We start from the raw sequence: 20,924 nt of genomic DNA on the forward strand, positions 1-20,924 counted from the left end.
CTCATGGGGAACGATGGGCACCTTGTGGCTTTGCCTCCCCCTTTAAAAAAGGGGGACCGAGGGGGATTTGCTCTTCGCCGGTGCTCCTGGCACCGCGCGCAAATCCCCCGTCGTCCGCTGACGCGGCCGCCCGCCCCCTTTTCCAAAGGGGGCTATCAATCCCGAATCCCGAATCCCCAATCCCGGCGGCCAACCGGCCGCCGTCAGGCCGCCCGCTTCGTCGCCACCACCTGCTTCAGCCGGTTCAGCACGTAGTCCGCCAGTTCGTGCGGGCTGTACTTGGCGACGAAGGCGTTGGCGCCGACCCGTTCGACCATGGCGTTGTTGAACACGCCCGAGAGCGAGGTGTGCAGAAGTACGTACAGACCGGCCAGGCCGGGGTGGCGACGGATTTCCGTCGTCAGGGTGTAGCCGTCCATGGCCGGCATTTCGATGTCGGAGATGACCATGGCGTAGCGCTCGGCCGGGTCCTCGCCGGCGGCGTGGATCTGCACGAGGTGGTCGAGCGCCTGCTTGCCGTCGGAAAGCAGGGTGGCGCTCACCCCCAACTGGTCCAGCACGCTGCGGATCTGCGAACGGGCCACCCGCGAGTCGTCCACCACCAGCACCTGCAACGGCGGGGCGTCGGCCGGCAGCGCCATTTCCGGCGCCAGCGGCGCGTCCATGCGCGCCTGCGAGATGTCGGCCAGCACGCTTTCCACGTCGATCACCTGGATCAGCTCGCCCTGGAAGCGGGTGACCGCGGTCAGGTAGCTGGCCTCCGCGCCGAGTTCCGGCGGCGGGTGGATGTCCTCGACCGCGATGTTGACGATGCGCTCGACGTCGCTGACCAGGAAGCCCTGCACCGATCGGTTGAACTCGGTGACCACCAGGTAGTTGGGCGCGCGCGCCGGATCCGGATCGCGCTCGGGATGGCCGATGCTCAGGCCCAGGTCCAGCACCGGAATCGAACGCCCGCGCACGTCGGCCGCGCCGGCGAACTCGGCGGGCAGGCCGGGCAGCTGGAACAGCGGCGGACGGCGCAGGACCTCCTGCACCTTGAACACGTTGACGCCAAAAAGCTGACGCCCGCCCAGGCGGAACAGCAACAGGGCGAGCCGGTTGTGGCCGGCCAGGCGGGTGCGCTGGTCGATGCGGTTGAGCAGATCCTGGGTCATGCAGGCATATCGGCCGGGTTGCGCACGGCTTGAGCGGTGCGGGGGCGTCCGGCGGCAGGGAAGGGCTCGTCCTCGAGGGACGGCGGTCACGCAGTCGATTTCGCCGACGCGCACCGCGGCAGGCGCGAGGACCGCCGGTTTCGGCACATCGCTTGCATTCCTTGTCGCCGATGAACCGACGATGGAGCCCGCTCATGCGACGACTCGTGCTGCTGCCCGCGCTGCTGGCGGCGTTTGCCGTGCCCGCCGCGGACTTCCAGCCGGTGGACAGCATCCGCCAGGCCGCGATTGGCGCGATGGCGTCGGCCGGCGAGGCGGAAGCGACGCTGGACCCGAACCTGCGCCTGCCGCGTTGCGCCGCGCCGCTGGAAGCGCGGGTGCAGAACAGTGGTTCGGTCGAGGTCGGTTGCCCGCAGGGCTGGCGCCTGTTCGTGCCGGTGCGGGTACGCCGCAGCCAGACCGTGCTGGTGCTCAATCGCGGCATCGCACCGGGGCAGGTGGTGACCGCCGATGCGTTTGTCGCCGAAACCCGTGACGGCGGCCGTATCGCCGCCGGCGCCTTGACCGACCCGGCCCAGGCCGTGGGCCAGGTGGCGCGGCGGATGTTGACCGCCGGCTCGGTGCTGGGAGCCAACGATCTGGTCGCGCCGCGATTGATCCGGCGCGGCGACAACGTGGCGCTGGTGTCGCGTCGCGGTGGCGTCGAGGTACGGGTGGCCGGCAAGGCGCTGGCCGACGCCGGCGAGAACGAACGGGTGACGGTGGAAAACCTGTCCTCGCGCCGGGTGGTACAGGGCGTGGTAGGCCCGGGCGGCGACGTCTGGGTGAGCCGTTGAGGAAAAAAATGGAATCGGCCCTAAAGTCCCCGGACGGGCGGCCGATACCGAGCTGGCAGGGAAGTACGCCTCGGGTGCGCTTCCGATAGAAAAATGTGGATTCCGTCACTAAAGCTTTGCCTTTGACGGCCGATATGCTGTTTGAACCCGCAACAGGTAGACCGACATGAGCCAGAAAATCGAAGGCAACGCGCCTTCTGCCATCCGCACCACCGGTCCGATCGGTGGCAAGGTGGCGGCGTCCGGCGCCGAACGTTCCCGGCCGGTGGAAGCCAGCGCGGGTGGCGACAGCCTGCGCCTGACCGGCGAAGCCACTGGTCTGCAGGCACTGCAGCGCGAGCTGTCCTCGGCCTCCGCGGTGGATACCGCGCGGGTCCAGCAGGTCCGCGATGCGCTCCAGGCCGGTACGTACCGGATCAATGCCGAGGCGATCGCTGACGGCATGCTGAGCCTGGAACGCCAGCTCGGCCAATGAGCGCCGAACTGGAGACCCAGTTCGAGCGTCTGGCCTCGGCGCTAGCCGAGGAGCGCCGCGCGATCCTGGAACACGATGTCGAAGCCCTGGTGTGCTCGACCCGGGAGAAGCTGGCCTCGCTGCGCGAACTGGAAAACCGCATGCCCGCGGCCGCGTCCGCGCCGTTCGAGCAGCGGCTGCGCGAGCTGTCGGAGGCCAACCAGTCCAACGGCGCGCTGCTGGCGCGGCGTCGCCGCGAAGTGAACTGGGCACTGCGTCACCTTGGGCGCAGCGAAAGCAGCGGCGCCTACGACGCCAACGGACAGACCGAAGTCCTGCGCGGCAGCCGCCCGATCGCGGTGGCCTGAGGCGCGCGGTGCGCGCGGCTTGCCGCCGCCGCGACGCTTGCCGATACTGACGGCCCCTTTTTGCCGCAACTCCCTTTCGCGGGGTCATCCGTCGTGAGTGTTTCCTCCGCTTCCCGTCTTCCCGCGGACATCCCGTCCTTCGTCGACATCCAGGCGCTCACCGAGCTGATGGACGATGGCGTGCTGCTGTGCCGCGGCGATGATCGCGCGCTGCATGCCAATGCCTCCGCGCTGGCACTGCTGCCCGAGGGCGAGGAGCCGGAATCGTTGCAGGCCGTACTGGAGCTGGTGCCGGCCGAGGCGCGCCGCGCCGCCCGCGCGACGGGACGCTGGAACGGCGAACTGGCGCTGGAGGATGGCCGCATCCTGCAACTGCGCATCTACCATCACCACGCGCCCGGCGACGACGGCTACGCGCTGATCCTGTTCCACGACATCAGCGAAGGTCACGCGCGCCAGCAGGAGTTGCAGCGCCGGCACGCCCAGTTGCGGCAGACCCTGATCCGCCTGGCCGGTACCCAGGAGCAACTGGTGCAGTCGGAAAAGATGGCGTCCATCGGCCAGCTGGCCGCCGGCGTGGCGCACGAGATCAACAATCCGATCGGCTACGTGCATTCCAACCTGGGATCGCTGCAGGAATACCTGCACAGCCTGTTCGCCCTGATCGAAATCTACGAGCGCGCCCTGCGCGCGCCGGACCCGAAGGCGCTGCTGCCGGAAATCGACGACATGCGCTCGCGCTTCGACATCGACTTCATCACCAGCGACCTGCCGCAGCTGATGTCGGAGTCGCGCGAGGGCATCGAGCGGGTGACCCAGATCGTGCGCAGCCTCAAGGACTTCTCCTACTCCGGGCGCGACGACTCCTGGAAGCTGGCGGATCTGCACCACGGCCTGGACTCGACCATCAACATCATCTGGAACGAGCTCAAGTACAAGGTCACCCTGGAAAAGCGTTACGGCAAGCTGCCGCTGGTGCAGTGCCTGCCGTCCGAGCTCAACCAGGTGTTCATGAACATCCTGCTCAATGCCGGCCACGCGATCGAGGAAAAGGGCCGCATCAGCGTCACCACCGGGCTGGCCGGCGAAGAGGCGTGGATCGAGATCGCGGATACCGGCAGCGGCATGCCCGAGAGCATCCTGCAGAACATCTTCGATCCCTTCTTCACCACCAAGCCGGTCGGCAGTGGCACCGGCCTGGGCCTGTCGATTTCCTACGGCATCGTGAAGAAGCACAACGGCCGCATCGAGGTGGACAGCAAGCCCGGTGAAGGTTCGCGTTTCCGCATCACCCTGCCGGTGCGGCAGCCGGTGAAGGACGCGGGCTGAGGTTCGCGTGGGGTTTGGCGAATGGCAAGGGCAGCCGAGCAGGCCCGGCTCTACGCATCGGTAGAGCGGAGCTTGCTCCGCTGCTCCCCGAACCGAGGCAATCAGCCAACCACGCGGTGGTGCGGCTGGTTCTCGTAGGCGGTGAAGGCCTGGCGGATGTGCTCGCGCAGGTCGTCGTCGTTCCAGGGCTTGGTCAGGAAGCGGTAGATTTCGCCGCGGTTGATCGCTTCGGTGACGGTGGCCAGATCGGTGTAGCCGGACAGCACCAGGCGCACGGTGTCCGGATACAGCACGCGCACGCGGCCGAGGAACTCGGTGCCGCTCATGTCGGACATGCGCTGGTCGGACAGGATCACCTGCACGTCGTTGGTGGCCAGCAGCTCGAAGGCGTCGTTGACGCTGGAGGCGGCCAGGATGCGGTAGCCGTCGCGGCGGAACAGGCGCACCAGCGAACGCAGGATGTTCTCTTCGTCATCGAGCAGCAGCAGGGTGCGATCCGGCTTGGTGGCGGCGAAGGCGTCGGCGCGAAGGTAGCGCCGGCGCAGCACCGCGCCGGCATCCTCGGCCGACATCGGTTCGCCGAACAGGTGGCCCTGGAACATGTCGCAATGGTTGCGGCGCAGGAAACCCAGCTGGATGTCGGTTTCCACGCCGTGCGCGATCACCTTCATGCCCAGCTGGTGGCCCATCGCGATGATCGCGCAGGTGATGGCGACCTCGCGGTTGCTGGCCGGAACGCCCTTAACGAAGCTGCGATCGATCTTGATCTTGTCGACCGCGAAGCGCACCAGCGAATCCAGGTTGGAATCGCCCATGCCGAAGTCGTCCAGGGTCAGGCGCACGCCTTCGCGGTGCAGGCTGGCGAGGGTGCGATGGACCAGGTGGGTATCCTTGGCCAGCGCGTTCTGGCGTACTTCCAGCACCACCATCTGCGCCGGGATGCCGGCGACCTGCATCGCCTCCAGCACTTCCATGACGAAGTTGGGGCGCAGCAGCTGCAGGGTGGAGACGTTGATCGCGATCTCGAAGTCGTCGAAGCCCCAATCGCGCCAGACCCGTGCCTGCCGGAACGCCTCGCGCAGCACCCAGTCGCCGATCTGCACGATCACCCCGAGTTTCTCGGCCACATGCATGAAGCGCTCGGGGACCAGCACGCCCAGTGCCGGTGAATGCCAGCGCAGCAGCGCTTCCATGCCGACCACGCGGCCGTCGTGGGCGTTGATCTGCGGCTGGTAGTGCAGGCGGAACTCGTTGTTGTCGATCGCGTTGACGATCTGGCGCGCGATGATGCTGTCGCTGCGGATGCTGATGGCGGCGTCGCGGGCATAGCGGCGGACCAGGTTCAGGCCCTCGTGCTTGGCCTGGCCGACCGCGGTCTCCGCGCATTGCAGCAGGCCGGTGACGGTGGTGGCGTCTTCCGGGCACAGCGCCATGCCGACGGTGGCGGTGAGGAACAGCGTATAGGGCAGCACCGCCATCGGCAGTTCGACCTGATCGCGCACGAATGCGCCGAACGCATCCGGCGACGGCACCTGGGGCAGCCGCGGCATGGCGACGATGAACTCGTCGCTGCCCTGGCGCCAGACCCGCGCCTCCGGGCCCAACTGGGTGGACAGGTGCTGGCCGAGCAGCAGCAGCGCCTGGTCGCCGACATCGGCGCCCATGTTCTCGTTGATGGAGCGGAAGTGATCGATGTCGACGTGCAGCAGCATCAGCGGCGTGCCGCCCTGCACGGCGGACTCGACCATGGCCTGAAGATCCGGATCCAGCGCGCCAAGGCGGGCGATCGATGGCGGCGCGACGGGGTAGGCGGACATGCTCAAGCTTCCGCCATCGTGGCGGGCAGTTCCACCCGCAGGCGCATTCCGGCCTGTGCCTCGCCGGGCAGGTGGAGCGCGAGGCCGGCGGCGGTGGCACGCGATTGCAGCAGGGCGGCAGTCAGCGGATCCGGCGCAGGACCGTCGTGGTGGACTTCCAGCACGGCGACGCCGCCGCGCGCGGCGGACAGCCGCAGTTCCAGCGAGGCGAGCGTGGGCAGCGGCAACAGCAGATCCTGCACCAGGCGAAACGCGGCCAGTTCGATCGCGGGCTCCGCGCGCGGCGCCGGGTCGGCCATTTGCAGCCGCGGAGCCACCCCCCAGCGTGCCTGCCAGCGCTCGGCTTCCCCACGCAGCGAGGCGGCCAGTCCGAGGGTGTCGATCTGCGGGGGGCGCAGATCCGCGTAGAGGTCGCGCAGGCGGGCGACGGTGTCGTCGGCGATGCGCACGATGTCGGCCAGATCCTGGCGACGCTGGACGGCGTCGTCCTCATCGCCGGCCAGGTGGGCGGACATCTTGATCGCCGACAGCGCCTGGCCGATTTCGTTGTGCAGGGCCCGGGCGACGACACGGCGCTCGGCTTCCTGGCGCGCGTACAGCTCGCGCAGGGCGTCCGCGGGGATGGATGGCGTATCGGGGGCGGCGGGTGTGCGGGCCGTCATTGGCAACGGTCAGGTGGACAACCGCGCCAGTATGCCAGTTGCCCGCCGGACCGGCGCGGCGGATACGACGACGCCGGCACCGCGGAGGCGGTACCGGCGTCGCGGAAAACGGATGTGTCGGAACGTATTCGTCAGAAATCAGAACAGTTCGACGGTGCCCGCGCCCATGTTCTGCTGCGCCACCGGCTTGTGCGGCGGGCGTTCCCATTCGCTGCGGCGGTCGCGCAGGCGGCTGCCGATATGGCGCAGGGCCGAGAGCAGCTCCTGGTCCATGACGCCGCCACTGCGATGCAACAGTTCTTGCAGGGCCAGGGCTTCCTGGTTGATGGTGGTCAGGCGGTCCAGGTGGGTGACCGCACTGCCCAGCGACTGGGTGGCGATGTCCTCGAACTGCAGGGCGCGCACCGCCTCGGCCACGCTCAGGTCGATGGCATGGCCGCACTGGGAGATCTCGCGCATGCCGTCGCCCAGCGAGGCGTTGATGGCGGCGACCTGGGTCAGCATGTTGGCCGCTTCACCGCGGGCCTCGCGGGACCGGTCGAGATCGCGCGAGGCCATGTGCGAGACGGTCTCGCGGACCTTGGCGATGGCGTCCTTGGAGCTGTGGGCCAGTTTGCGGATCTGCTCGTTGAACGCGGTCGAGCGTTCGGACAGGTTGCGCACCTCGTCGGCGACCACCGCGAAGCCGCGACCGGCCTCGCCGGCGCGGGCGGCTTCGATGGCGGCGTTGAGCGCCAGCAGGTTGGTCTGGTCGGCGATCGACTTGACGTCCTCCAGCAGCGAGAAGATGCCGTCCAGGTGCTGGGCCATCTCGTCGATGTGGTGCACGGTGGTGGTGCTCTGGCCGCTGACCTGCTCGAGCGCTTCCACCAGTTGCTCCATGCGCTGGCTGGCGTGCTGGGCGAAGCGGGCCACGTCCACCCCGGCGCGGTCGCCGTCGCCGGCGCGGTCGACGATGCGCGACACCGCCAGGCTCTGCTCGCGGGACTTGCGCATCATCGCGTCGAAGCTTTCGCCCAGGCCGCCGACCGCGTCGCGGATCAGGCCGCGCGCGCGGTCGATCTCGGCGCGAGAGCCATCGATTTCATTGCCGACGAAGCGACGCAGTTCGTTCAGCAGGCTGTCCTGCTCGCGCAGGATGCTGGTGTGCTCCGCGCTGGGTTTCTGCGCGCCCCAGACCGACAGGAAGGCGAACAGCAGCCAGGCCAGCGTCATCGTGGTCAGGATGGCCCATTGGACCGCACCGGGCCAGTCGAAGGCGACCGACAGCGGGAACACCAGCGTCAGGATCAAGGGAGCGGCAAGACGAACCAGGATGCGCGAATACATGGGTGCTCTCTGCTGAATCACGGTATGGATATCGGCCATGGGGGATGGCTCTTTAGCGTTCGTCGCGGCAATGCGCGATGCGCGGGGAAAACTGTGACCTGGGTGGAGATCCGCCGGGAAAACGGCGGAAACGGGCGGTCAGCGCGATTGCGCGGACAGTTGCACCAGGCGTTCGGCGACGGCGTCGAGCGGTACGGTTTCGCTGGCCGCGCCCAGCCGCACGGCCGCGCCGGGCATGCCCCAGACCACGCTGGTGGCTTCGTCCTGGACGAAGGTCGGGGCGCCGGCCTGGGCGATTTCCAGCAGGCCGCGCGCGCCGTCATCGCCCATGCCGGTGAGGATCACGCCGATGGCGTTGTCGCCGGCGGCGTGCGCCACCGAACGGAACAGCACGTCCACCGCCGGCTTGTGCCGGTTGACCGGCGGACCATCGTCGATCCGGCAGCGCCAGCGCGCACCGTCGCGGATCACCCGCAGGTGGCGCCCGCCGGGCGGCAGGTAGGCATGGCCGGGCAGGATCGCCTCGCCGTCGCCGGCTTCGCGCACGGCCATCGCCGAATGCCGATCCAGGCGTTCGGCGAAGGCGCGGCTGAAGCCGGCGGGGATGTGTTGGGTCATGACGATCGCCGGGGCATCGGCGGGCATCTGCTCCAGCACCACCCGCAACGCCTCGGTGCCGCCGGCGGAGGCGCCGATGGCGATCAGGCGATCGGTGGTCTGGAAACGCAGCGCCCGCGCAGGCTGCGCGGCGGGCAACACCGCGTCGGCGCTCTGGCGCACGCTGGCCGGGCGCGCCAGCGGGCGCACCTTGGCGCGCGCCGCGGCCTTGACCTTGGCGATGATTTCGTCGGCGTAGGACTCCAGTCCGCGGACCACGTCGAGCTTGGGTTTGGAGACGAAGTCCACCGCGCCCAGCGCCAGCGCCTGCAGGGTGGTGTCGGCACCGCGCTCGGTCAGCGAGGAGATCATCACCACCGGCAGCGGACGCAGCCGCATCAGGTTTTCCAGGAACGCCAGCCCGTCCATGCGCGGCATTTCCACGTCCAGGGTGATCACGTCCGGATTCAGGCGCTTGATCTTGTCGCGCGCGATCAGCGGATCGCTGGCCGAGCCGACCACCTCGATGCCGGCGTCGCTGGACAGGATCTCGGTGAGCATCTGCCGTACGACGGCCGAGTCGTCGACGATCAGGACCTTGCAGGGCGCACCCATCAGAACAGCTCCACGCCACCGCTGACCGGCGTGCGCGACAGGCGGGCGCGGGCGGCGGATTCGGCGGCGGCCACTTCGGCGTCGTGGGCGTGCGGCAGGCGCTGCACCACCACCCGGCCGGTGGCGGGGAAGAACCATACCTTGCGCGGATGGATGCCGCACAGGTCCTCGGCGACCACCGGGATGCGTTCGATGTCCAGGTAGCGGCGGACGAACTCGGCGTTGCGGGTTCCGACCGGATTGCTGGTGAATCCCTTCAGCACATTGGCGCCGCCGAACACCTTGGCCTCCAGGCGCGCGCGGCTCGCGCCGCGCTTGAGCAGGTCGTTGATCAGCAATTCCATGGCGAAGCTGCCGTAGCGCGAAGGAGCGCCATCGTTGGCCTGGCCGTCGGGCAACAGGAAGTGGTTCATGCCGCCCAGCTTGAGCAGCGGATCCCGGATGCAGGCGGCCACGCAGGAGCCGAGCACGGTGACCAGCGCGGTGTCGTCATCGACCACCAGGTACTGGGTGGGCAGCAGCTTGGCGGCCGGGGTCTGGAAGCGGGCGTCGTGGTAGCGCAGCACGCTGCCGTCGGCGAAGGCGAGGGCGGCGGCGCTCATCCGCGTGCCCCGGCGCGGCGGTACAGGGTGCGCCCGCACGGCTGGATGATGTCGGCGGCGTGCAGGTAGTTTTCGGAATGGCCGGTATAGAGCATGCCGTCGTCGGCCAGGTGCGGCACCAGCCGCGACAGGATGCCGCGCTGGGTCGGCTTGTCGAAATAGATCATCACGTTGCGGCAGAAGATCGCGGTGTACGGACCTTCCACGTCGTAGCGCGGCGCCAGCAGGTTGAGCGGGCGGAACTCGATCAGTTGGCGCAGGGCCGGATGGATGCGGCAATGGCCTTCGTTCGGGCCGGTGCCGCGCTGGAAGTAACGGCGACGCAGGCCGTCGTCCAGCCCGGCGATGCGTTCCAGCGGATAGATGCCGCGCCCGCCGGTCGCCAGCACCTGGGTGTCCACGTCGGTGGCGAGGATGCGCACCGGCGGCGCCATCGTGCCGAAGGCCTCGCACGCGGTGATGGCGATGGAGTAGGGCTCCTCGCCGGTCGAGGCGGCGCATGACCACAGCCGCAGCGTGCCCGCGCCGCTGCGGCGTTCCAGTTCATCGCGCAGGCGATCGAAATGATGCGGTTCGCGGAAGAACGAGGTCAGATTGGTGGTCAGCGCGTTGGTGAACGCCTGCCATTCGTCGCCACCGTCGCTTTCCAGCTGATCCAGGTATTCGCGGAAGCTGCGCAGGCCGAGCGCGCGCAGGCGCCGCGAGAGCCGTCCGTAGACCATGTCGCGCTTGCCGTCGGCGAGCGCGATGCCCGCGCGCTGGCGGATCAGATCGCAGACGCGGCGGAAATCGCGATCGCCGAACTCGAACTCGCGCCCATGCGCGCGCGGGAGTTCGTCATCGTGCGTGGCGGTGTCGCGGGAACGGAGCGGGGCGGACATGGAGGACTCGTCGTAGCGCCGAGCTTGCTCGGCTGAAGGGAGAGCGGATGGGGCGGTGTTTCGCGTTCGGTGGAGCAAATCCCCCTCAAGCCCCTTCTTCGCTTTCAACAGCCGCATGGCTGGTCAAGGGGGAGGCGTAGAGCCGAGCTTGCTCGGCTGTCGGGATGTTGAGCCGATGGGGACATCGTGGAGCGGAGCAAGCTCCGCTCCGTGGATCAGAACTCCTGCCAATCGTCTCCTTCGGTGGCGAGCGCCGCTTCCACGATCGCGGCAGGGGTCTGACGCGATGAGGTGGATCCCATCCGGGCAGGAGCGGCCTCCGGCCGCGAGCTCTTGGCGGGGTGGGTACCGTTCGCGCGAGAAGCTCGCGCCGGGGACGGCGCTCCCACCGACGGGGATGCGGCCATCGCGCTGTCTTCGATGACGAACACATCGACGGCTTCGGCCAGGCCCTGCGCCTGCTGCTCCATGCTGCGGGCGGCGGCGGAGGCTTCCTCGACCAGGGCTGCGTTCTGCTGGGTGGTCTCGTCCATCTGGGTGATGGTCTGGTTGACCTGCTCGATGCCGGCGGATTGCTCCTGCGAGGCGGCGGCAATCTCGGCCATGATGTCGGTGACCCGCTGGACCGAGGCGACAATCTCGCCCATGGTCGCGCCGGCCTGGTTGACCAGCGCCGAGCCGGTGGCCACCTGGTCCACCGAGGCTTCAATCAGTCCCTTGATTTCCTTGGCCGCATTGGCGCTGCGCTGGGCCAGGGTGCGCACCTCCGAGGCCACCACCGCAAAGCCCCGGCCCTGTTCGCCGGCGCGGGCCGCTTCCACCGCCGCATTGAGGGCCAGGATGTTGGTCTGGAAGGCGATGCCGTCGATGACGGCGATGATTTCGGCAATCTTGCGCGAGGCCGCTTCGATGTCGCGCATGGTGGTGACGACCTGGCCGACGACGTTGCCGCCTTGCGAAGCCACCGAGGCGGCGCCGATGGCGAGCTGGTTGGCCTGGCGGGCGGAGTCGGCGTTCTGGCGCACGGTGGAGGTCAGTTCCTCCATGGAGGCGGCGGTTTCCTCCAGGTTGGCGGCCTGCTGCTCGGTGCGGCGGGACAAATCCGCATTTCCCGAAGCAATCTCGCCGGCGGCGGTGTTGATGGCGGTGGAGGCGTCTTGAATCCGGCTGACGATGTCGGTGAGCTGGGCGACGGTGGCGTTGGCGTCGTCGCGCATGCGGGCGAAGACGCCGTGGAAGTCGCCGTCCATGCGGGTGGTCAAATCGCCGCGGGCGATGGCCTGCAAGAGTTGGGAGACCTGGTCCAGGTTGCCGTCGGTGGTTTCCATCAACTGGTTCAGGCCGGCGACCATGTCGCGGAAGTCGTACTGGTAGCGGTCGACCTCGCCGCGCTGGCTGAAGTCGCCGGCGGCCGCGGCGCTGGCCAGGCGCTTGATTTCGGCGTTGATGGCCGAAAGGCTCGCCTTGGTGGCGTCCATGGTTTCGGTCAGCGTCGCCTTCTCGCCGGGCAGGCGATCCATGTCCGGGCTCAGATCACCGATGGCATAGCGCTGCATGATCCGCTGCGCGCTGCCAATCGCTTCCAGGTGCGAGGCGACCAGCGCGTTGGTGTCGCGCACCATCCGGCCGTACTCGCCCGGGAACGCGCTGTCGTCCATGCGGTAGCTGATGGAACCTTCGTCATGGCGCTGCGCCATCTCCGACTGCGCGGCGATGACCGACTGCACCTGGTGCTGCATGCGCTGCATCGAGGCCAGCAGTTCGCCGACCTCGTCCTTGCGCGAGGTGTCGATGCTGCCGTCCAGCTTGCCGCGCGAAACGTCGTTGGCCACCCGCACGGCCTCGCCGACCGCGCGGGCGATGGCGCGGGCGAAGAACCAGGCCAGGACCAGGCCGCCGACGATGCCGGCCACCAGCATGATCAGCAACAGCGAGCTGGACGCGGTGTAGGTGCTGGCGGAGTTCCGGGCGGTGACGGCGGTCTGGCGGTTGACTTCCTTCAGCAGGGCATCCAGCGAGGCGGCCGCCTTGGCGTGCGCGTTCCAGGTGCCGCCGATGAAGGTATCGATGGCGTCGTCCTGCAGATCCAGCTCCAGCATCTCGTTGACGTCCTGGTAGGACTTGTACGCCTTGCCCCAGTCGGCCACGAAGGCCTCGTAGGCCTTGCGCTCGGCGGCGGTGGAAATCAGCGGCTTGTAGGCGGCGATGGCCTTGTCGATCTCCCCATGGATGCGCTTGGCCCGGCCACGCGCATCATTCTTCACCGCGTCGCTGGCGCGGACCAGGGTGGTGAAGGAGGTGGCGCGGTATTCGCCGATCAGGCCACGCAGCGCGCCCGCGGTGCTCACGCTGGGCAGCGTGTTGTCCGCCATCTCGCGGGTCACGCCGTTGAGCGACTTCAGGCCGATGAAGGAGGAGACGCCCTGCACCAGCATCAGCACGAGCACGATGCCGAAGGCCAGCATCATCTTCTGGGTCAGGCGGAGGTTCTGGATCCACTGCATGAAAGGTTTCCTCGGTCCGGGGCGGACGACGTCGCGGGCGGAGTGGCTGGCGAAGGAAGGGGACACCGGCGGCCCGCAGCGCGGCGCCGCCGACGGGAACGGGCGATCAGCGCATCGATGCCAGCTTGAGGTTGCTCGGCGAGGTCACCACGATTTCGGCGCGCGAGCTGTCGCGCTGGATGCTGCCGATCACGCACACGTCCTTGCCTTCCAGGGTTTCCGGCGCGGGCTTGAACTTGCCGCGGTCCGAACCCGGGATGCGGGCGGTGAAGGTGTGGCGCGGGAAGTCGCCGCCCATGTACAGGAAGGTCGGGGTGCCTTCGGAGTTTTCGGCGAAACGGGCCTTGCCGACCTTGCCGCAGACGGTGCCGTCGCGGCCGGCGAAACGCACCGCCTTGTCGGCCGGGATGGCGTCGGTGATCTGGGCCTGGCCGTTGGCGCGCTCGGCCGGCAGCAGAAGGGCGGCGCCCACGACGGCGGCCGACAGGGTAACGAGGGTGGCGATCTTCATGGGTGCTCTCCGGGAAGGGACAATCGATGACGCCGAAGGCGTCTTGAAGGCAGTCATCGGCCCCTCCGGGGCGAACTTGAGTCGGCGCGGCCGCCGGCCCGCGTGTTCGCGGACGGCGTCACATTTTTGCGTCAGGCCGGACTGGCCAGACCGGTCGGTGCGGCCGCCACCAGGGTGGTCAGGATCCAGCCGTCGTTGAAACACACCTCGATGCCCTGGAAGCGGACACCGTCCAGGGTCGTCACCGGGAACAGCCGGCGTGGCGCGCGACGGCGCTGCCGCTGCACGTCCCGCAGCCAGGTTTCGGGATCGCTGTCCAATGCCACGCCCTGCCGCAGGCGATGCGCATGGCGGATGACGTCGGCGAAGCGGACCACGCCCGGTGGAATGCCGTGCAGGCGGATGTAGGCGTCGTTGGCCATCACCAACTGATCGTCCGGGTTGTACATCGCCACCGGGGTATCGGCGATGTCGATGCCCTGCAGCAACTGCGCCAGCACCGCGGGGTCGCGCGGCGACAGCGCCGGGCGCAGGGGCGAACGTGGCGGCGAACGCGGCGGGGTGCCGTCGATTGCGGAGGAAGCGGCGGGCGCGGCGCTGCGTTCGGCGATGCGGTCGCGGCCGTCGTACTTGGCGCGATACAGGGTCAGGTCGGCCTGGCGGATCCAGGTCTCCGGACTGTCGATGTCGGCGGACAGCTCGGCCACGCCGAAGCTGGCGGTGATGGTGCGATGGCGTGAAAGCGGCGCCTCGTGCAGGCGCCGATGCAGCCGGCGGACCACTTCCATCGCCTCGGGCAGCGGCGTCAGCGGCAACAGGATGCCGAACTCCTCGCCGCCGTAGCGTCCGGGCACGTCGATGTCGCGCAGATTGGTGCGCAGCAGATCCGCGAACCGGCGGATCACGGAATCGCCCTCCGCGTGGCCGTACAGATCGTTGATCTGCTTGAAGTGATCCAGATCCGCCAGCACCAGCGTGGCGGGCTGGCCGGTGCGGCGGCTGCGGGCGAATTCCGCGCGCACGGTGTCTTCCCAGTGGCTGCGGTTGAACAACCCGGACAGCCCGTCGTGCCAGCCGCGCAGTTCCAGTTCGTTGCGGCGGTGGTGCAGGCCGCGGGTGACGTCGTAGCCGACGTGCAGCAGGGCCAGCGGCGCCAGCAACGCCAGCGGCAAGCTGGCCAGGAACGAGAGCCCGTCCAGCCCCGGCAACCAGTGCAGGCCGTAGATGGGAATGCCCACCAGCACGCCCAGCGCGAAGGCCAGCAGATTGCCCGCGAGCAGGCGCGGGCCGCCGCCGAACATGGCGGCAAAGCAGGTCACCGCGAGCAGCGCCGCGCTGATCGGCAGGTTGAACGCGATCAGCGGCAGCGCCATCCCGGCGAGTACGCCATCGACCAGGACGTTCTGCATCTCCGCGCGGTTGGGATGGCGGCTGCGGCGATAGCGCCAGCGCGCCAGGTGCGGCCAGCCCAGGCCGATCAGCAAGGTGCTGATCCAGTGTCCGGACGAGACCTGCAGCGTCCACATCGCCGGCACCATCGCCGCCAGCGCCAGCGCGCTGGCGATGACATGCAGCAGGTACAGCCGATGCGGATAGATGAGGTGCGGTGTGAGCGAATACGCCGCCGGCAACCGCTGCACCGGCGGCGTGCGCGGGACGGCGCTCATGGCGCGTGCGCGGCCTCGTCCCCGGACACCGGCATCGTCACGTAGTCGTTGTTGCCCAGCCAGTGCTCCAGTGCCGGCGCGGGCAGCGGCGCGGAGAACAGGTAGCCTTGCAGCACCGGGAAGCCCTGTTCGGCCAGGAACGCATGCTGCGCACCGGTTTCCACGCCCTCGGCCACCACCTTCATGCTCAGGCTCTCGCCGATGCGCAGCACCGAGGTGGTCAGGGTGCGGGCGATGGCGCTGCTGTCGATGTCGCGGACGAAGCTCTGGTCGAGCTTGAGCTCGTAGATGGGCAGTCGGTGCAGGTGGCTGAGGCTGGAGTAGCCGGTGCCGAAATCGTCCAGCGACAGGCGCACGCCCATCACGTAGATCGCCTCGATGTTCTCCAGCACGTCCGGATTGGGATCCAGCATCACGCTCTCGGTGATTTCCAGGATCAGATCATCCGGGTGCAGGCCGTGGGCATCCAGGCAACTGGCGATCTGCAGCGACAGATCCGGATCGCGGAAATTGATCGCCGAGACGTTCACCGCCACCCGCGGCACCCGCAGTCCACGACCGCGCCAGTCGGCCATCTGCGCGCAGGCGTGTTCCAGCACCCACAGGCTGAGGTCGGCGATCAGGCCGCATTCCTCGGCCACCGGCACGAAGCGCGAGGGCGGCACGGTGCCCAGCTCCGGATGCTCCCAGCGCAGCAGCGCTTCCACGCCATACAGGGTGGGTTCGCCGCCGCCGCTGATCTGCGGCTGGTAGTGCAGGCTGAACTGGTCGGCCAGCAACGCCTCGCGCATCGCGGTTTCCAGCGATACGCGTTCCTGCGCGACCCGGTTCATGTCGCCGCTGAAGAAGCGCACGCTGCCGCCGCCGTCGGACTTGGCGCGATACATCGCCATGTCGGCGTGGCGCAGCAGCAGATCGATGTCGCGGCCGTCGTCTGGATAGATCGCCACGCCGATGCTAGCGCTGGGATGCAGGGTCATCACGCCGGCGGTGGCCGGGCGCGCGATGGCGCCCAGCAGGCGTTCGGCGACGCTGGCGGCCTGTTCGGTCGAACATTGCGGCAACACCGCGACGAACTCGTCGCCAGCCTGGCGGCCGATCAGGTTGGGGCCGGGCAGTTCCTCGGCCAGGCGCGCGGCGATGTCGCGCAGCAGGCCGTCGCCGGCGGCGTGGCCCTGCGCCTCGTTGACGCGCTTGAAGCGATCCACGTCGATGAACAGGACCGCCGCCTGGGCGCTCAGCTGGGCGGAGTTGGCCAGGACTTGTTCGGCCTTGGCGCTGAACATGATCCGGTTGGGCAGGCCGGTCAGGGTGTCGTAGAAGGCGAGTTGGTGGACCCGCTCGTTGGTCTGCTCGCGTTCCATCGCAAGCGCGCACAGGTGCAGGCAGGTGTCGGCGATGCGGCGGTGCAGATCATTGGGTTCGCCCCGTTCCCGATAGTAGAAGCAGAGCGTGCCGAGCACGCGCCCGCTGCTGGATTTGATCGGGCTGGAGAAGCAGGCATGCAGGCCGTTGCCGAGCAGCAGATCGCGGAAGCCCAGCATCAGCGGATCGGTGGCGACGTCCGGCACGTGCACCGGGCGGCCGCGCCAGGCGGCGGTGCCGCAGGCGCCCACGCGCGGTCCGATCGCCAGGCCATCGCAGGCGGCCACCAGCGCGGCCGGCAGGCTGGGCGCGGCCAGCGGCCGCAGCCGGCCATCGCCATCCACCGCCAGCACGGACACCGCGACTTCCGGGGCGATGCGCTCGACTTCCCGGCACATCAGGGTCATCACGTCGGCCACCGGCTGCTCGCGCACCATTGCGTCCAGCACCTTGTGATGCAGGACCTGGTGGGCCTTGGTCTGGGTGATGTCGGTCAGCACGCTGACCAACCCGATGGTGCGGCCGTCGTCATCGAGGACCGGATTGATCGCGGCCGATACCCACAACGGACGTCCGCTCTTGGTGTAGAGCAGCACTTCGGTCTGCATGCCTTCCGACAGTGCGAGCGAGCGCTCGATGAGGTCGCCCAACTGCGGCTCGGTGTGCGGGCCGGAAAGCACTTCGCTGGGCTTGCGGTTGCGCAGGTCTTCCAGCTCGTAGCCCAGCATGCGGGTGAAGCCGCTGTTGACGTACAGGACCTGGCGGTTGGGTGCGCTGACGAAGATGGCGTTGTCGCTGCGATCCACCACCAGCGAAAGCTGGCGCATGCGCTCACGCTGCAGGCGCACGTCGGTGAAGTCGCGCAGTGCGGCGGTGTGGAACTGGCGGCCGCCGGCTTCGACCGGCGACATCGTCAGCGAGGCGGTGATGCGGCGGCCGTCGCCGCGTTCCAGCATCACCTCGCGATGGCCGCCAATCCAATGCGCGGCGCAGGCGTGGTCGGACAGATCCGCGCCACCTTCGACCGGACAAGGCAGGAAGTGGTGCAGCGGCTGCCCCAGCGCCTGCGTCCGCGGCACGCCCCAGAGCTTCTCGGCGGCGGTATTGAACAGCACGATGCGATTGCGCTCGTCGAGCACGAGTACCGCGTCGTTGGACTGCTCCAGGGTCTGGAACAGCAGATCGAATGCGGTGTCGGCCGAGGCGGGCGCGTACACGGATGCTTTCATGCCCTGTCACCGCGCAAGGAGCACCGCCCCGATGCGAGGATCGGGCGGGCATGGCGGCGATGGGGAGGAAAGTCGGGGCTCATGCGCCATCCGTTGGTTCCAGGCGGGATCAGATATCGGCCACGGACGCGTTCGCTTGAGGCCGACATGCCCGGTGGTCGGACCAATGGCATGTCGGGCGCGGTCATGGGCGACTCGTGGTTGCTCAGAAGGTCTGCCACTCCGCGTCCGCCAGTGCGGGCGCGGGTTCGCGATGCGGCATGGGCTGGCGTGGGGAGAGCGTGCGGCTGGAGGCCACGCGGGTAGGAGCGGCCTCCGGCCGCGAGCTCTTGGCGGGGTGGGTACCGTTCGTGCGAGAAGCTCGCGCCGGGGACGGCGCTCCCACCGACGGGTTGCTGTCTTCGATGACGAACACATCGACGGCTTCGGCCAGGCCCTGCGCCTGCTGCTCCATGCTGCGGGCGGCGGCGGAGGCTTCCTCGACCAGGGCGGCGTTCTGCTGGGTGGTCTCGTCCATCTGGGTGATGGTCTGGTTGACCTGTTCGATGCCGGCGGACTGCTCCTGCGAAGCGGCGGCAATCTCGGCCATGATGTCGGTGACCCGCTGGACCGAGGCGACAATCTCGCCCATGGTCGCGCCGGCCTGGTTGACCAGCGCCGAGCCGGTGGCCACCTGGTCCACCGAGGCTTCAATCAGCCCCTTGATTTCCTTGGCCGCGTTGGCGCTGCGCTGGGCCAGGGTGCGTACCTCCGAGGCCACCACCGCAAAGCCGCGGCCCTGTTCGCCGGCGCGGGCGGCTTCCACCGCCGCATTGAGGGCCAGGATGTTGGTCTGGAAGGCGATGCCGTCGATGACGGCGATGATTTCGGCAATCTTGCGCGAGGCCGCTTCGATGTCGCGCATGGTGGTGACGACTTGGCCGACGACGTTGCCGCCCTGGGAGGCCACCGAGGCGGCGCCGATGGCGAGCTGGTTGGCCTGGCGGGCGGAGTCGGCGTTCTGGCGGACGGTGGAGGTCAGTTCCTCCATGGAGGCGGCGGTTTCTTCCAGGTTGGCGGCCTGCTGCTCGGTGCGGCGGGACAGGTCGGCGTTGCCGGAGGCGATTTCCCCTGCCGCCGTGTTGATGGCGGTGGAGGCGTCTTGAATCCGGCTGACGATGTCGGTGAGCTGGGCGACGGTGGCGTTGGCGTCATCGCGCATGCGGGCGAAGACGCCGTGGAAGTCGCCGTCCATGCGGGTGGTCAGGTCGCCGCGGGCGATGGCCTGGAGCAGCTGGGAGACCTGGTCCAGGTTGCCGTCGGTGGTTTCCATCAACTGGTTCAAGCCGGCGACCATGTCGCGGAAGTCGTACTGGTAGCGGTCGACCTCGCCGCGCTGGCTGAAGTCACCGGCGGCCGCGGCGCTGGCCAGGCGCTTGATTTCGGCGTTGATGGCCGAAAGGCTTGCCTTCACCGCATCGACCGTTTCGGTCATCAGCGCCTTCTCGCCGGGCAGGCGCGCGATGTCGACCGACAGATCACCGATGGAGTAGCGCTGCATGATGCGCAGCGCGTCCAGGATTGCGGCCACGTGCTCGCCGACCAGACCGTTGGTCTCGCGCACCATGTCCCCGTACTCGCCGGGGAACGCGGATTCGTCCATGCGATAGCTGATGGTGCCTTCGTCATGGCGGCGCGCCATCTCGCGCTGCGCGCCGATCACCGCGCGCAACTGGTCCTGCATCCGGTGCATGCTTTCCAGCAGGCGCCCGGGTTCGTCGTGCGGCTGCTCGCCGATGGCGTTCTCCAGCCGGCCCGCGGCGATGGACTCGGCCACGCGGGTGGCGTGCCGCAGCGGCACCACGATGCGGGTGCCGATGATCCAGCTCAGCAGCACCACGATGATCACCAGCGTGCCGCCGGCCAGGGTCATGATGCCGGTGAACATCCAGGCCTGGCCCTGTACGTCGTCCATGTACACGCCGGTGGCCACCACCCAGTTCCAGGTCTTGTAGGGCGCGGCATAGACGACCTTGGCGATCGGCTCGTCGCCGCCCGGCTTGGGCCAGCGGAACTCGACGAAACCGCCACCGCGGCGCGCGGCTTCCACGCCCTCGCGATACAGCAACACGCCGTCCGGGCTGCGTTCGTCGCCAATCGGCTTGCCGGCCAATTCCTTGCGGATCGGATGCATCAGCATGACCGGCTGCATGTCGTGGATGTAGTAGTAGTCCACGCCCTTGTTGCCGCGCATGCGCTCGATTGCCTTGAGCGCGTTCGCGCGGGCCGCCGCGGGGTCCAGTTCGCCGGATTTTTCCAGGCCCGCGTAGTGGTCGAGGATGCCGAAGGTCAGCTCCACCCGGGTCTTCAGGCCCGCCTTGCGGGTCTCGTAGAGATCCAGGTACTGCATGCGCGCGGCGATCACGGCCAGGGCCACGATGCCGATCGCGATCAGGACGGTAAGCAGGTTGAGTTTGTGCCGGACCGGCAGGTTGGCGAAGCGGCGGGACAGGTTCATGGCGAACTCGGGGAAGGAAAAGAGGATCAGGCGATACGCCGGCGGACGGCGTAAGCACGAAGGGATGCTTGGGCGGGAACCCGGACGGGAACCCGGGCAGGAGCGGCCTCCGGCCGCGAGCTTTCCGCCGGGGGCTCGTCCGCGCGAGAAGCTCGCGTCGGGAACGGCGCTCCTGCGGTCGGGGGCGGCACCATTACAGAATCGGATTCGTGCGCACCCTGCGTGGTGCCGAACCATGCCTGCCATTGCCGCCGTCCGCGATGATTCCGGCGCCCGCTCGCGCTGCACGGAGCGGCAACGCCGATGACCGGCGCGGCCGGTATCGAGAGGAACTTGCCGCACCGGGAGGGATCACTGGAACGCGGGCGGGATGCAGCGGACTTCATGGGGACTTCCGTTCACTTCTGGCAGAGGGGCGCTGGGCCCGGTAGTGCTATCGGCGCGGAGCGCGCGGGCGTTGAATCATCCTTGGTCGTAGGGGAATGCCTGACAGCCGGCCGCGCG

At 68.6% G+C, this 20,924-nt stretch carries 16 protein-coding genes; 4 read left to right on the forward strand and 12 right to left on the reverse strand.

The annotated features are described in order from the left end of the window. Nucleotides 1-203: 203 nt before the first annotated feature. Nucleotides 204-1,157 carry a chemotaxis protein gene (locus IB228_RS14440; protein ID WP_183637035.1) on the reverse strand — a complete coding sequence of 318 codons (954 nt, stop codon included), beginning with the start codon at nt 1,155-1,157 and terminating at the stop codon, nt 204-206. A 194-nt stretch (nt 1,158-1,351) separates the two neighbouring features. Between IB228_RS14440 and flgA the strand changes: the two genes are divergently transcribed. The 4 genes from flgA (at nt 1,352) to IB228_RS14460 (ending at nt 4,144) form a co-directional block, all read left to right on the forward strand. Next, complete coding sequence (gene flgA, locus IB228_RS14445) at nt 1,352-1,993, forward strand: flagellar basal body P-ring formation chaperone FlgA (protein WP_183637032.1); 642 nt, start codon at nt 1,352-1,354, stop codon at nt 1,991-1,993. 166 nt (nt 1,994-2,159) lie between these two features. Further along, nucleotides 2,160-2,468 (forward strand): flagellar biosynthesis anti-sigma factor FlgM, encoded by a 309-nt coding sequence (gene flgM, locus IB228_RS14450; protein ID WP_141452535.1) that lies wholly within the window; start codon nt 2,160-2,162, stop codon nt 2,466-2,468. Continuing rightward, the gene (locus IB228_RS14455; RefSeq protein ID WP_192198987.1) at nt 2,465-2,815 is read left to right on the forward strand and encodes a flagellar protein FlgN; all 351 of its coding nucleotides are present in this window, start codon (nt 2,465-2,467) and stop codon (nt 2,813-2,815) included. Before flgM ends, IB228_RS14455 begins: the two co-directional genes overlap by 4 nt. Before the next feature lie 168 nt (nt 2,816-2,983). Then, the gene (locus IB228_RS14460) at nt 2,984-4,144 is read left to right on the forward strand and encodes an ATP-binding protein (protein ID WP_192199019.1); all 1,161 of its coding nucleotides are present in this window, start codon (nt 2,984-2,986) and stop codon (nt 4,142-4,144) included. 101 nt (nt 4,145-4,245) lie between these two features. On the opposite strand, the gene IB228_RS14465 is transcribed toward IB228_RS14460, so the two are convergent. The 11 genes from IB228_RS14465 to IB228_RS14515 all read right to left on the reverse strand — a co-directional run bounded on the left by IB228_RS14465 (nt 4,246) and on the right by IB228_RS14515 (nt 20,420). Beyond that, nucleotides 4,246-5,961: an EAL domain-containing protein gene (locus IB228_RS14465; protein ID WP_192198988.1), complete on the reverse strand. Its 1,716-nt coding sequence runs from the start codon at nt 5,959-5,961 to the stop codon at nt 4,246-4,248. A gap of 2 nt (nt 5,962-5,963) precedes the next feature. Further along, nucleotides 5,964-6,623 carry a histidine kinase gene (locus IB228_RS14470; protein ID WP_192198989.1) on the reverse strand — a complete coding sequence of 220 codons (660 nt, stop codon included), beginning with the start codon at nt 6,621-6,623 and terminating at the stop codon, nt 5,964-5,966. Nucleotides 6,624-6,761: 138 nt separating this feature from the next. Beyond that, nucleotides 6,762-7,952: a methyl-accepting chemotaxis protein gene (locus IB228_RS14475; RefSeq protein ID WP_183637020.1), complete on the reverse strand. Its 1,191-nt coding sequence runs from the start codon at nt 7,950-7,952 to the stop codon at nt 6,762-6,764. Between the two features lie 138 nt (nt 7,953-8,090). Further along, complete coding sequence (locus IB228_RS14480) at nt 8,091-9,164, reverse strand: chemotaxis response regulator protein-glutamate methylesterase (protein WP_192198990.1); 1,074 nt, start codon at nt 9,162-9,164, stop codon at nt 8,091-8,093. Further along, nucleotides 9,164-9,766, reverse strand: a complete 603-nt coding sequence (gene cheD, locus IB228_RS14485; protein ID WP_183637014.1) for a chemoreceptor glutamine deamidase CheD — start codon at nt 9,764-9,766, stop codon at nt 9,164-9,166. The genes IB228_RS14480 and cheD overlap by 1 nt, the downstream gene beginning before the upstream one ends. Then, nucleotides 9,763-10,647 carry a CheR family methyltransferase gene (locus IB228_RS14490; protein ID WP_183637012.1) on the reverse strand — a complete coding sequence of 295 codons (885 nt, stop codon included), beginning with the start codon at nt 10,645-10,647 and terminating at the stop codon, nt 9,763-9,765. Before IB228_RS14490 ends, cheD begins: the two co-directional genes overlap by 4 nt. A gap of 215 nt (nt 10,648-10,862) precedes the next feature. After that, nucleotides 10,863-13,151 (reverse strand): methyl-accepting chemotaxis protein, encoded by a 2,289-nt coding sequence (locus IB228_RS14495; protein WP_183637009.1) that lies wholly within the window; start codon nt 13,149-13,151, stop codon nt 10,863-10,865. A 106-nt stretch (nt 13,152-13,257) separates the two neighbouring features. After that, nucleotides 13,258-13,662, reverse strand: a complete 405-nt coding sequence (locus IB228_RS14500) for a hypothetical protein (RefSeq protein ID WP_183637007.1) — start codon at nt 13,660-13,662, stop codon at nt 13,258-13,260. 131 nt (nt 13,663-13,793) lie between these two features. Beyond that, nucleotides 13,794-15,329, reverse strand: coding sequence for a diguanylate cyclase (locus IB228_RS14505; RefSeq protein ID WP_192198991.1), 1,536 nt, complete (start codon nt 15,327-15,329; stop codon nt 13,794-13,796). Further along, a complete protein-coding gene (locus tag IB228_RS14510; RefSeq protein ID WP_192198992.1) occupies nt 15,326-17,923 on the reverse strand; it encodes an EAL domain-containing protein in 2,598 nt (865 codons plus the stop codon). Before IB228_RS14510 ends, IB228_RS14505 begins: the two co-directional genes overlap by 4 nt. 205 nt (nt 17,924-18,128) lie before the next feature. After that, a complete protein-coding gene (locus IB228_RS14515) occupies nt 18,129-20,420 on the reverse strand; it encodes a methyl-accepting chemotaxis protein (RefSeq protein WP_192198993.1) in 2,292 nt (763 codons plus the stop codon). Nucleotides 20,421-20,924 lie beyond the last annotated feature (504 nt).

The sequence above is a fragment of the Pseudoxanthomonas sp. PXM04 genome, from assembly GCF_014851695.1.
Taxonomy (GTDB): Bacteria; Pseudomonadota; Gammaproteobacteria; order Xanthomonadales; family Xanthomonadaceae; genus Pseudoxanthomonas_A; species Pseudoxanthomonas_A beigongshangi.